The organism is Bacillus sp. FJAT-28004 (assembly GCF_001280845.1).
Lineage (GTDB): Bacteria > Bacillota > Bacilli > Paenibacillales > Paenibacillaceae > Pristimantibacillus.
Window position 1 is genome coordinate 2,821,442 of record NZ_LGHP01000001.1, and the last position, 12,713, is coordinate 2,834,154.

Below are 12,713 nucleotides of genomic sequence, written 5' to 3' on the forward strand. Positions count from 1 at the left end.
GTTCAACGTATATAGAAAGAATAACCCGGAAGAATCATCTTCCGGGTTATTCTTTTGCTTTGGTTGTATTATTTAGATTTTTCAAGAGCTTTCATTAGACTAATCCCAATTTTTTCAGTTTCGTCTGACAATGTCAAAGTAATTTGAAAATCATTCCCAACAAAGCCATGGCCTTGATGAAGTGTTGAATTCAAAATTAATGACTTTTTATCGTCTTCCAATTCTGCTGATACAAGTAGATGTTCTTTTATAAACTTTGAATAAGTACTGTAACCGAGCAGAGAGTGAATCTTCCCCCCCATATCAGGTGTCCAATTAGGCCGCTCAATACATACATTCAGCAATTCTAATAGAGCATTTCCCAATTCAACTGACTCTATTGGGCTTTGTAACATTTTAATTGTATCTGTTGCTGCAGCAGTTCCTATCTCACTAATTGCCATAGCATTCAACATGACTGAACCGTTATTCATGTTTTTATAGACACCAACCATATAAAGCATCCGATTACCCCCGGAAAAATATTTGCTCTTCAACATTTATCAAACGTTCATCATAATGCTCGGTTTGGCGTTGAAATTTAGGTGGGAACACGAAGTGGAAAAGTTCCAACGAGGAGGAGTTCTATAGTTTTTCAGCTTATATCCACGCTCTTCAACTCCATAGCAAGCCGTTCAAACACAACAGATATCCCGTTGAAATCATTCACTTTCTGTGGCAAATCCACCTTTGAAACCACTTCGCTTAATTCTAATAGAATTACTTTTTCTTCGGCAGTTACAACCCCTTCTTTACCGAGAATATCCATTGCCTTTTCAAACCAATTGGAGAAACTGAAAAAAACATCATTGATATTCTGCCTGGAGTAATTCGGAATAAGGTTAGCATAATCCTGCCAAGAATTATTGGCATCTGAGAGACTCTGAAAAGTATATGACAACCAAATTTGCTGACTATTTCGAGTTTTTAGGTCGTCCCATTGATTTTCTTTATTGATGTTTTCGAATGTCGCTGCAGCACTTTTTAAAAACTGGACTGTGGTAAAAGCTGTTTTTGTAACGTGTTCTTTAGCTGTTTTTTGTTCCATACGCAATTGATAGTTCTGCCATACAGCCAATCCAATAATCATTAAAAACAAAATAATTATCCCATTTCGTTTTGTTAACATAAGTACCTCTTTCTCGAATCGGTATGCTTATGAAGTTTTTGATGCTCAGCGATTCAGTTCTTTACTTTAGCATGCTTTTTTTCTTACTGAATACTTGTATCATTTTCCACTAGACTGCCCTTTAGCTTAATAAAAACAAGGAGCAGCTACCGTAGTAACTGCTCCTTGCTCTGTTCAACTAATGTTACCCGTTAGAATTCCTGTAAAACGAATATTTTGGACTTTGCATAGCTTTGTATGCTTACAAGTTGCACTTAGGTCAACTCCTCGAAGAGTATAACTTAGCGCTGCGCATGCTTGAACAGATTGAAATTTATATTAAGAGAGTTCAATGCGCAAACAAACTTTAAATCTATGTCAATTGCTGCGCAATCTCCCAGACATGTCCTGCCGGATCTGTGAAGGCAGCAGTGCGTACTCCCCACGGACGGTCCACTGGACCGTTAAGAATAGCAACGCCTCGTGTATTCAATTCGTTACATACTGCATCCACATCATCCACCCGAATGGTAAACTGGAACCGAGATCCGGATTCTCGGCTTGCGACTGTTCCAGGATGGATAAGACCGTATGCCTCGGAAATATCCAAGAGGTTAATGCTCATATTTCCGAAGTCGAATACCGCAGACACATCGTCTTCATATACAGCGAAAAATCCAAATACTTCTTGATAGAACGCCCTTACTCTTTGCAAATCCTCCACAAATATTGTAATAACATCAACATTCATCGACCCTAAAGCCCTCATACGTTCACCCCTTCATTCAGATTTAATCAAGAGACAAGCTTTTGTTCCAGTTCGACCTTCTGGTGGAGGTGATGGCGAAAATGCATGCCAACCAAGTCGAACCACTCCCGCGCGCTGAGAAACCCAAAGCCGTCATGTCTGACTTTATAATTTTTGTTTATCGTGTTTACTTTCTCCTCGCATTCAGACATTCTCTTTAGTACTAAGTCCAGTCCACCCAAAAGGTCTTCTTTACTTTCCGAATTACTGGGATTATTTTCGGGGCCGTCCGGCAATTTGATTTTGATCGGAGGGAAGGCGCCTATATTAAACAATTGATCGCCAGCTGCCGTTTTTCCTTGAGGTTGTTCTTCATTAGATGATGCGCATTTCACCACTTTATCAAGGTAATCGAGCGCAGTAAGTTTCAAGTGATCGTACATTTGGCCTAAAGACCAAACCCCTTTCTCAGATACATACCTTAATTGATCCAAGGAATAACACTGTAAATCGCTTTTGTATGACTCAATTAGCTCGGTGTAATTCAATTCGCTTCACCTCTTTCTCCGAATATATATTCCATATTACCATAAGAAAATATTGTAATTTCTTATTAATTGCTAAGTTGAGGATGTATTAAGATTAATTTTATTTGGTTGACCGGATTGCAAACATCCTGTAAAATTTTGTTAAGTGTATGCTTTAAGGTAATGAACTTACTTAAAGGTAAGGGGATGATTTATCAATGATTCATCAGCTTGAATGTCCAGTGGAGACAATCATTCATGTTCTAGGTGGCAAATGGAAACCAATGATTTTATGGAATTTGATAACATCCAATAAGCGATTCAACGATCTGGAAAAGCTTATACCTGATGTTTCTCAAAAAATGCTTTCACAACATCTACGGGACTTGGAACGAGAGGGCATAATCGATAGAACGGTCTACCCCACCGTCCCTCCAAAAGTAGAATATTCCCTTAGTGAATATGGCAAAACATTGATTCCTGTAGCAGAAGTCATGTGTGCTTGGGGAGAAAAGCATAATAAGCGGAAATATGAAGAACCTGCTTCTTAAAGATGGTTCAATTAAATTGTACACTAATACAAGCACTCATAATAAAAGCTGCCACGGGATTTGACCTGGCAGCTTTTTCTCATTTACAGTCAGCATTCCTATCCCTTTCTGCTTATGCTTACTTTTAAGTAAGTACCCTACATTAAAGTGGGTTCTTATCAAGAATTTGAAACGATGTTACGCTTGAGTCAATCCAAAGATGAAATATCGGGAGCATTAATAAAAGGAGGAAAAAATGATGAAAATTATTGTTTTCGGAGCAACGGGAAATACAGGGAGAAGAGCGCTGGAGCAAGGGGGGAAAATGGGACATGAAATGACAGCATTCGTGCGAAACTCTGAGAAGTTTTATGAACAGCAAGGCGAGCGTTCCGCAAAACATGTGAAGGTGATCGTGGACGATATCATAAACCCAGTAAGCGTCGGCGAGGCGCTCTCGCATCAAGACGCCGCTATTATTGCTGCCGGCCATGCAGGTCAAGGAGATGAGTTCATTCGTCTCGTAGATAACATTATAAGCCAATGTGAAGTCCACCCTAGTTTTTCTGGGAGGGTATGGGTAATGGGAGGTGCCGGCCTGCTGGATATTCCATATACTGATCTCATTGGCAACAATCTGCCCGGCTTCCCACCCGCGTATAAAAATCACAACCGGAATTTTGAACGACTGCTGCAGTCTGAGCTCGATTGGTCAATTATGTGTCCGGGAACTATGATTGATTCGATAGAGCCTCCGGCGTCGGTTCATCTAAATGTGACAACGGAAACCTTACCCCTATCAATACCGAAGACGATTAAGGAACTTTCCGAGGCCGATATAGCCGGTTACTTGTTCAGCCGGCTTCAAGAGCTGGATGTTGCTTATGATGATGTCGTGAAATGCATGCTGGACCATATCGAGCTCGGAGGGCCTTTTAAGAGAAAAAGGGTCGGTCTCGCCTATCAAAGCGATATTCCGGTGCGCTAGAGCAAGAAGGAGATGATCAGTTTGTATGAATGGCTCCTCGTTTTGCATATATTGGCTTCTATCGCGGTAATCGGTCCCTCTTTCGTGGTACCCGTCATTCGAAGGTCCGCTAGAACCGCCGGCCAGTTGCGCTTTGCTTTAGATGTAACGAGCAAGCTTGCCATCCTGCCTAAAATTGGCGGAACCGTACTTATTATTACTGGAGTTTGGCTAATGATCATAACCCGGATGGGGTTGTCCCAAATGTGGCTAAATATATCGGTCCTTTTATCGCTGCTCATGATCGCCACGATCGACGGATTGCTCGGGCCGCGCATTAAAAAGATCATGCAGATGGCATCTATAAGTCAAGGCAATGGGGATGAAGTACCCGCCGAGCTCGGTCGATTGATGAAAAAGATCGTACCCATCGAGACGGCGTCACAGCTGCTGATGATTGCCATAACCGTGCTTATGGTCCTTAAGCCATTCTAAAGAAGCCGTCAAGCCTTTTAACGATCGGCCCGTGATTCATGTTGTTCTGAACAAGCGGGGCGATTACAATGGCATCCAATCAAAAACGGAGCTGCGTTAGATTTGCAGGCTCCGTTTTTTAATGAATGATGGAATATCACAATCTACTTTATTATCCTTGAGTGTTCTCGTCACTTTTGTATTCTAAAATATCTCCTGGCTGGCATTCTAATGCTTTGCAAATGGCTTCTAAAGTTGATAATCGAATCGCTTTGGCCTTACCATTTTTCAATATAGAAAGGTTAGCCATTGTTATTCCAACCCTCTCCGAAAGTTCTGTTACGCTCATTTTCCTTCTAGCCAACATCACATCAATATTGATAATTATCGCCATATTATTCACCTCAGACTATTAAGTCATTTTCTGATTTTATATCAATAGCCTCTTTTAAAAGCATTTGGAGCACAGCAGCAAAGACAGCAATCACCATGGAGGCAAAAATCAGGATCAGTCCGATTACTATTATACCTGGGGCATCGTCTTTCTCCGCTATGAGATAGAAGAGTGGCATGCCTACCACAAACAAGCCGCTGATTATGATGGCACAGTATTTTATTTTCTTTAAAGCTCGTACAGATAATTCCGAGAAAGCTTCGTTCTTGTCAATATAGCTTAAAAGTTTAAACGCTTGAAACAGAGCAAAGTAAAAAGGTATCGTCGTTGCATACAAATCAATAAAGACGAGATATTTTAAATAAGCACTATCTGGATACAATTCTGCTGCAAAATTCCCTAACTCAGGCACCAAAAATATACACAAAGCAAGAACTGGGATTCCAATAAGAATAACAGCAATCTTTAAAAAGAGTGTTGTTCCACGTTTCATAAAAAGCACCTCACTTAGTTATTGTCAACTTGATTTTAATACACGATTTATCGTTTTGCAATATACAATTACCGATTATAGTTATATTATTGTTGTTAATTAAATATTCATTTGTTTTTAGACAAAGATAAAAAGTATTCCTCATTACCAAAACTTGTTAAACCATGATTAGTCTAGTTGGGGCATGACCCCGAATCACATGCGATAATGTGGACGACAAGAAGGTTAGGGGCTAACAGCGAGTATAAAACAAGGAGTGGTTACAGGAATCCTGTCATTGGACTGGATGTTTCCAAAGGAGAAAATCATGCACAAGCATTCACTGACCGAGGAGTACCGCACAGAAAGATCTTTCGGTTTGAGCATAATCTTGAGGGAATGGCGTCTTAATATTTTCCTCTAGAGATGAAAATCTCCCCTTACAGTTGCAGGTTTTATTGTTTAACCTGTCTACCGCAAGGGGAGCATATCAGTCCAAGGCTGCCGCGGAGATGCCGACAGAAATTTAGAGAAGTTCAAAAACAACATTAAGGCAAGATAATTTCCTTACCCTTACTTCCGCTTACTCTTAACCAAAATAAGTACGCGAATGTCTGTAACGCCACACCGCGCGTTGGGAGCAGCGCGCGGTGCTGACAAATCTGCTTACCAGATCACATGATGCACCTAATCCTTCATCGCCGCCCGCCAGCCGCCCGCTGCCGTGATGTTCAAAGCGCCCGCTGCTTCCACAGCGTAGGCCTCGCATACGAAACCCGGTACAACTGAGCCGTCGCTTAGCTCTACCTTGCCGATGCCGAGCGGCGATGGAATGACGGAGGTGAATACGCCGAACGCTGCTGCGGACATTTGCCACAGCTCAACCGCGATCGATGCGCCGGCGCTGCCATCCTTTGCACGAACAAGTCCCGGCTTATATGGCGCAGTCGGCAGTTTATACAGCTCGTACCTCGCGGCCGTTGCCGCTTCCTTCACAAACACAGCTCCAAACCCGGTCATCTGCGGTTCAAGCGCGAAGCCGCGCATATGAAGTCCGCATACCGCTATCGTAATCCGGTCTTGCTCGCGCATGAATCTTGCAGCCGCCGCGGTTAGGTTTGCTTCCTCATCCGGTAAACTGAACAACGTAATGCCGAACGGAAGCTGCTCGGCGGCATCTCCGGCTGGAATGGCAATCGCGCTAAGATCGAGTAGATTGCAATGGTTCGTGTATAGCCCCATTTTGCTGTTCGATGCGATCGGATCGGCGTTCACTTGCTCGCGCGTCCATGTGCCTCCGCAAGTCGGCAGCACAAGCACGGCGTTCTGAAGCAATTGCCGCGCCAGCCTTTTGATTTCCTGCAGACGGTGCTGGGCGCGGAATAACGAAGCCGCGTCGAAGTCAGGCTTAACGCCCGAGCGAAGGATCTCCTCTGTCACCGGGAACGTCTCGCCCGGATGGCCTTCCACGAAGTCGCTAAGTCCCGCCCACCTTTCCGCCACGAGAGGTCCCTCGTACAGCAGAGCGGCTGCCTCTTGCAGCAGCGTCACATCGACTTCCTTCACCGTGACGCCCGAATGAATGACCGCTTGCTTGGCCAACTGCCATGCCTGCTCGTATTCAGCGGCATACGGCCCGTAGAAAGCAAGCGGCTCTTGCGGCAGCAGCCATGTCTTCGGCTGCGCCGAGCGCGAGAGCGGTCGATCCGCTGAGAACGGATCGCTGGCAAACATGCCGCGGACAGCGTGATCCACCGCCTCCGCATCAGCTACATTGCGTGCGAATACCGTCACACAATCAATGCTTCGGCAGGCCGGCACGACACCGGCAGCCGGCCATGCGCCCACTGCAGGCTTGTAACCAACAAGCCTGTTCAAAGCGGCTGGCACGCGTCCCGAGCCAGCCGTGTCCGTGCCAAGCGCGAAGGTGGCTTGCCCCCGCGCTACCGATACGGCCGAGCCGGAGCTCGAGCCGCCGCTAATCATCTCCGGACGAAGCGCATTATGTGTGTCGCCGTATGGGCTGCGCGTCCCAACAAGCCCTGTCGCGAACTGATCCAGGTTCGCCTTGCCGATCGGGATCGCTCCCACTGCTACGAGCCGCTCAACGACGGCCGCATGCTCCTCCGGCGTATACTCGTATGCCGGACAAGCGGCCGTCGTCGGCCAACCAGCGACATCGATGTTATCCTTCACTGCAAACGGAATCCCCCATAGCGGGCTCGTCGCCGGATCAAGCTGTTCCAGCTGCGCCAAATAAGGCGCGATTAACTCCATAGAAGGCGGCGTGATCCATATGTTCATCTTCTGGTCTCGCTCCGAGCGCCGAACAATAGCTTCAACAACCTCCTCCGGCGTAAAATAATTAAGCCTGTATCCTTGCCGCAAAGCGTCAATCGTCAATTCGAATGGCACAGCTTCGATCGTCATACGAGAACAGCCTCCTCTTGCGGATAGATTGCCGCAATGCAATCGCCTGCGAGTACTAGATCTCCCGATTTTACGAAGATCGATGCGATGACGCCGTCCATAGGCGCGCATTGCGGGAATTCCATTTTCATACTTTCTTCTATTAATATAACGTCGCCTTTGCGAACCTCCTGACCTGGCTCGACGAGTACTTTCCAAACGCTGCCGGACATTAGGCAGTTAATGCCCCTGCTGCCTAAAGGCAATGCTTCCCTCTCCCCCAAAGCCACGGTATCCGGCTCGGAGACATGCTCGGCGATGCCAAGCTCCTTCCAATACGCGCGCTCTTGCTGGAAGGCGCTTTGCTGCATATGGCGGAAGGTTGATGCTCCTTCTTGAATCGTATCCAGCCAAGCGAGATATTCGCCTAGCTTGAACGTCGTTTCCTCCACTTGCACGACGAAATCGCCGCGAGGGAAATCCTCCCTCATCTGAAGCAGCTCCTCCTGCGATACTGGATAGAACTGAATTTGATCGAAGAAACGAAGCAGCCAAGGCTTGCCTTGCTCGAAGTTCGGCGTAGAGCGGTGTTTGTTCCACATTTGCACCGTACGTCCGACGAACTGATAGCCGCCGGGGCCTTCCATGCCGTAGACGCATAAGTATGCACCGCCGATGCCAACCGCATTTTCCGGCGTCCATGTACGGGCCGGATTGTACTTCGTCGTCACCAGGCGGTGACGCGGATCAAGCGGAACGGCAACCGGCGCTCCCAGATAAACGTCGCCCAGACCCATGACAAGGTACGATGCGTTGAACACGACCTCGGCTACTTCCTCCAGCGAGCCGAGCCCGTTCATCCGGCGGATGAATTCAAGGTTGCTTGGACACCACGGCGCGTCGGGACGGACATTTTGCTGATAGCGTTCAATCGCGAGCTGCGTCGCCGGATCGTCCCACGATAAGGGCAGCTTCACGATGCGTGACGGTACCTCGATCGAATCGAGAGAAGGCAGGCTGTGGTCAAGCTCAAACACGATCGCCGCCGCTTCCTTCACCGTCATGAGAGCCGGATCGAGATGAATTTGCAGCGAACGGATGCCCGGCGTCAGCTCGACGAACGGGATCGCACCGCTATCCTTTATCGCTTGCATGAGTACGTACACTTGGAAACGGTACAGCAGATCGAGTTCGCGGTCACCGTATTCAATAAGCAAATTTTCGTCGCCGGAGCAGCGAGCCACTATCGGGAACCTTCGTCCCTCCTCTTCAAAAGCGATCAGCGGCATATAGTTTCCGTTCGACTTCGCTGGAACGGAAGGCAGTTCGGGGCTGCTCGCAAGCTCGTTCAAATATTGTTCTTGCTCGAAACGAAGCTGCTCGGCTTCCTCGACCGTAAGGAGAACGAAACGAACGGTGTCTCCGGGATGAAGCTGACCGATCTTCCATAGCTCGGCCGAAGCCGTCGTTACCGGGCAGACGAAGCCGCCAAGACTTGGACCGTCAGGACCGAGCAGGATCGGCATATCGCCCGTAAGATCAAGCGCGCCTACGGCGTATGCATTGTCATGAATGTTGGATGGGTGTAGTCCGGCGTCGCCGCCGTCTTCGCGAGCCCATAACGGCGCAGGTCCGATCAAGCGTACGCCCGTCCTTGAGCTGTTGAAGTGAACCTTCCATGCCGTCTCCGTCAGTTGGTCCAAGTAAGCCGGAAGCAAATACTCCTCCGTACAATGTGGCCCCGGAATAACGCCGATCGTCCATTCCTTGCCAAGCTCGGGCTGGGAACTGACAGCTAATGCAGGTAGCGGCTCCGCGACTACACCTTGACGCACTCTTAATACAGCCCCCGGACGTAGCGCATTGCCGGAATGTCCGCCGAAGCCGCCAAGCGTGAATGTTGCCGCGCTTCCAAGCGTGATAGCCATATCGAGACCGCCTTCAACTAGCAAGTAAGAACGCATGCCGACGGTGGCCTCTCCCAGCGTTAAGGTCGATCCCGCTTCCGCCTTCACCGGCGTATACATAGGAACGGCAGTATCGCCTAGCGTTGCTCCCATATCAGCGCCCGTCAGACAAAATGTCATCGCTTCCCGGAACTGATAAGAGCCGCCGCGCAGCGTCATTTCAAGACCTGCGGCCTGCTCGTCGTTGCCTAGCAGCCGGTTGCCGATGCGGAATGCGAGACGATCCATCGGACCGGACGGCGGAACGCCGATGTCCCAATAGCCAACGCGGCCCGGATAGTCCTGCACCGTCGTCTGCACGCCGCCGTCGAGCACCTCGATCGCATGCTCGCTCGGGCTGAACGCTCGCAGCATGTTCGTGTACACAAGCCCTTCACGAAAAGGAGCCGTATCGAGGAAAGATTCGATATAAGACTGATTCGTCGTAATTCCATACACACGCAACTCATTCAGCGCTGCCAGCATGCTGTCAATTGCGCCCTCTCGCGTCTGTGCATGGACAATAATCTTCGCCAGCATCGGATCGTACAACGTCGTCACATGAACGCCTTGCTGAATCCAAGTCTCGACGCGCGTGCCCACCGGCCAAGTCACTTGATCGATCATGCCATCGCTTGGACGGAAATCGCGCATGCAGTCCTCTGCATAGAGCCGGACTTGCAAGCTGTGGCCTTGCGGCGAGCCTACCTGCCCGGATAGATTCGTTAGAACGCCGGCAGCCTCCTTAACCATCCACTCCACGAGATCGACACCAAGCACTTCCTCGGTCACGCCATGTTCAACTTGCAAGCGAGTATTCACTTCGAGGAAATAATACCGTTCTAGCTCCGGATCGTACAAGTACTCAACCGTGCCTGCGCTGCGATAGCCGGCAGTTAATGCCAGCTGTCTAGCGCTCTCTTGCATTTCGCTGCGAATGGCTGCCGGAAGAAGCGGCGCCGGGGTCTCCTCGATAATCTTCTGGTTGCGGCGCTGCACCGAGCAATCGCGTTCACCGAGCGCTACCGCTTCGTTGTAGTCATTGCCAAAAATTTGCACCTCGACGTGACGAGCGCGGGCGATGTATTTCTCCAGAAATACCCCTCCGTCATTAAAATTCGCAAGCGCAAGCCGCGTAACGGAATGGAAAGCTTCCCGTAGCACACCCTCGTCGCCGCATATCCGCATGCCGATGCCGCCGCCTCCCGCCGTGCTCTTCAGCATGACCGGGTAGCCGATAAGAGCCGCGCTCTCCACCGCTTCCTCAAGCGTGGAGATAAGCTCCGTGCCCGGCAGCAGCGGTACGCCAGCCTTTTGAGCAATCGAGCGAGCGGTATGCTTAAGGCCGAACAGCTCGATGTGCTCCGGCGCAGGTCCGATGAACGCAATGCCGCGTTCCGCGCATGCTCTGGCGAATGACGCATTTTCGCTTAGGAAGCCGTAACCGGGATGAACGGCATCCGCCCCCGTCTCCACCGCCGTCTTCAAGATCAGCTCGGCGTTGACGTAACTTTCCTTGGCAGGTCCTTCGCCAATCCATATAGCCTCATCGGCTTGCTCGACATGCAAGCTGTCGCGGTCGGCTGTCGTATAGACGGCAACCGATGCGATCCCCATCTTGCGAAGCGTGCGGATAATGCGGACGGCAATGGCGCCGCGATTTGCGATCAATACTTTTTTAAACAACGTCTTCGCCCCCTTCGGCATCCCAGATGATAACTTGCGCAGGTGTAGGATTATAGGCATTGCATGGATTATTGAGCTGAGGACAGTTGCTGATCAATACGGTGACCGGCGCGAGCGCCTTCAGCTCGACGTATCGACCTGGCCCTGACACGCCGTCGGCGAACGTCAACTTGCCTTCCGGTGTTACAGGCACGTTCATGAAGAAATTCACGTTCGGCGCGAGGTCTTGCTTCGTATATTCGCTACGGCCGGATAACATGAGCATGAACGTATCGCGGCAGTTGTGCATTGGTAGCGTGTCGTGAGAGTAACGGACGGTATTGCTTTGCGCTGAGCAAGCACCTCCAATTGTGTCATGGCGACCGCAAGTGTCAGCCGTTATTTGGAGCAGCTCGCGACCCGATTCGGCTACGAGCACCGAGCCCGTCGTTAAGTACAGATTTTGCTGCTTCGTCACCGTGCGAATCGCGCTATAACGATCGGTCGGATCTTCAGACGAGTAGAACAACGTATCCACCGCCTGGTTGCCCTCCACATCGACGATGCGAAGCACTTGGCCTTCGATCAGATCGTACATCCAGCCATCGCCGGCAAAAATCGTTTTCTCGTAAATCGTGTTCGCTGCATTCCGTTCGCTAATCGTGAGTTGGCCCGTTGTGGTCATATTAGTAAGCCCCTTTCATCAACGCGTAAGCGTTCCAAGTATTTTCGAATGCGCGTCTATTCTCGCCGCAATGATTCACGCATAGGTCGTCATCGCCGATCGGCTCTGCGTCTGTAATGAGCAGCTCCACTGCGGCATCCGGATATTGACCTGCAGGGTCCATCGGGTTAGGTGTATTGGAGAATACGACCAGAAGATCCATCTCCGTCCGAATCGTCACCGACCTTCCAGCCGTCTCTTGGGCCACGTATCTCATCGTGCCATCTAGCTCACACACAAGCTTCGAGAAGAAGTTAATCGGAATAGTCAAATCTCTATTCGTCAAATTGTATCGGAACAGCTCCACTTTGAAGTTCTCATCTGTGCTGCGCAGCCATTCGTTCCTCTCGCTCTGATAACGCGTCATGCCGTACTTCGCATCGATACTCTCGCGGGTTGTATAACCGGACAACGTATCGTGCCAGCCAACCGTATCGTCCGTAATCGAAGCAAGCACCCTTCCTTGGTCGCTCATCAGGACATGGCCTGAAGTCAATAACGCAGTATGCTGTGCCTTAAGGGTATCAGGCATGTTATAGCGTTCGGTTGGTTGAGGCGCATGAAAGAGCAGGCAAGCGAGATTGGCTCTGTCCCTTTCAGCTGTCAAGCGAACCGACTTGCCCTTGCTCACATAGGCTGACCATTTGCCGCCTGCCTTGATTGTCGTCGTGTAGGATACTGTCATATAAGTTCCTCCTAAAGGTTTGAAT

General features: G+C 49.3%; 13 protein-coding genes. 3 read left to right on the forward strand and 10 right to left on the reverse strand.

Going from position 1 to position 12,713, the window contains the following annotated elements:
- Window positions 1-68 precede the first annotated feature (68 nt).
- From AC787_RS12300 to AC787_RS12315, 4 genes are all read right to left on the reverse strand, one after another.
- A complete protein-coding gene (locus tag AC787_RS12300) occupies window positions 69-503 on the reverse strand; it encodes a hypothetical protein (protein ID WP_054025054.1) in 435 nt (144 codons plus the stop codon).
- A gap of 131 nt (window positions 504-634) precedes the next feature.
- A complete protein-coding gene (locus AC787_RS12305) occupies window positions 635-1,168 on the reverse strand; it encodes a hypothetical protein (RefSeq protein ID WP_054025055.1) in 534 nt (177 codons plus the stop codon).
- 352 nt (window positions 1,169-1,520) lie between these two features.
- Window positions 1,521-1,916 (reverse strand): VOC family protein, encoded by a 396-nt coding sequence (locus AC787_RS12310; RefSeq protein WP_054025056.1) that lies wholly within the window; start codon window positions 1,914-1,916, stop codon window positions 1,521-1,523.
- A 26-nt stretch (window positions 1,917-1,942) separates the two neighbouring features.
- Window positions 1,943-2,443 (reverse strand): DinB family protein, encoded by a 501-nt coding sequence (locus tag AC787_RS12315; protein WP_054025057.1) that lies wholly within the window; start codon window positions 2,441-2,443, stop codon window positions 1,943-1,945.
- 197 nt (window positions 2,444-2,640) lie between these two features.
- On the opposite strand from AC787_RS12315, the gene AC787_RS12320 reads away from it, so the two are divergent.
- From AC787_RS12320 to AC787_RS12330, 3 genes are all read left to right on the forward strand, one after another.
- A complete protein-coding gene (locus AC787_RS12320) occupies window positions 2,641-2,973 on the forward strand; it encodes a winged helix-turn-helix transcriptional regulator (protein ID WP_054025058.1) in 333 nt (110 codons plus the stop codon).
- 238 nt (window positions 2,974-3,211) lie between these two features.
- On the forward strand, window positions 3,212-3,940 hold the full coding sequence (locus tag AC787_RS12325; protein ID WP_054025059.1) for an NAD(P)-dependent oxidoreductase: 729 nt from the start codon (window positions 3,212-3,214) through the stop codon (window positions 3,938-3,940).
- Between the two features lie 12 nt (window positions 3,941-3,952).
- Window positions 3,953-4,414 carry a DUF2269 family protein gene (locus tag AC787_RS12330; RefSeq protein WP_054025060.1) on the forward strand — a complete coding sequence of 154 codons (462 nt, stop codon included), beginning with the start codon at window positions 3,953-3,955 and terminating at the stop codon, window positions 4,412-4,414.
- Window positions 4,415-4,565: 151 nt separating this feature from the next.
- Here the strand turns inward: AC787_RS12330 and AC787_RS12335 are convergent, their stop codons facing one another.
- From AC787_RS12335 to AC787_RS12360, 6 genes are all read right to left on the reverse strand, one after another.
- Entirely contained in the window at window positions 4,566-4,787 is a 222-nt protein-coding gene (locus AC787_RS12335) for a helix-turn-helix domain-containing protein (protein WP_054025061.1), read from the reverse strand.
- Between the two features lie 10 nt (window positions 4,788-4,797).
- The gene (locus tag AC787_RS12340; RefSeq protein WP_054025062.1) at window positions 4,798-5,280 is read right to left on the reverse strand and encodes a DUF2975 domain-containing protein; all 483 of its coding nucleotides are present in this window, start codon (window positions 5,278-5,280) and stop codon (window positions 4,798-4,800) included.
- Window positions 5,281-5,946: 666 nt separating this feature from the next.
- Window positions 5,947-7,689, reverse strand: a complete 1,743-nt coding sequence (locus AC787_RS12345) for an allophanate hydrolase (RefSeq protein WP_054025063.1) — start codon at window positions 7,687-7,689, stop codon at window positions 5,947-5,949.
- Complete coding sequence (gene uca, locus AC787_RS12350) at window positions 7,686-11,300, reverse strand: urea carboxylase (RefSeq protein WP_054025064.1); 3,615 nt, start codon at window positions 11,298-11,300, stop codon at window positions 7,686-7,688. The genes AC787_RS12345 and uca overlap by 4 nt, the downstream gene beginning before the upstream one ends.
- Window positions 11,293-11,964, reverse strand: coding sequence for an urea amidolyase associated protein UAAP2 (locus AC787_RS12355; RefSeq protein WP_054025065.1), 672 nt, complete (start codon window positions 11,962-11,964; stop codon window positions 11,293-11,295). Before AC787_RS12355 ends, uca begins: the two co-directional genes overlap by 8 nt.
- A 1-nt stretch (window position 11,965) precedes the next feature.
- On the reverse strand, window positions 11,966-12,688 hold the full coding sequence (locus AC787_RS12360; RefSeq protein WP_054025066.1) for an urea amidolyase associated protein UAAP1: 723 nt from the start codon (window positions 12,686-12,688) through the stop codon (window positions 11,966-11,968).
- Between the last annotated feature and the right edge of the window lie 25 nt (window positions 12,689-12,713).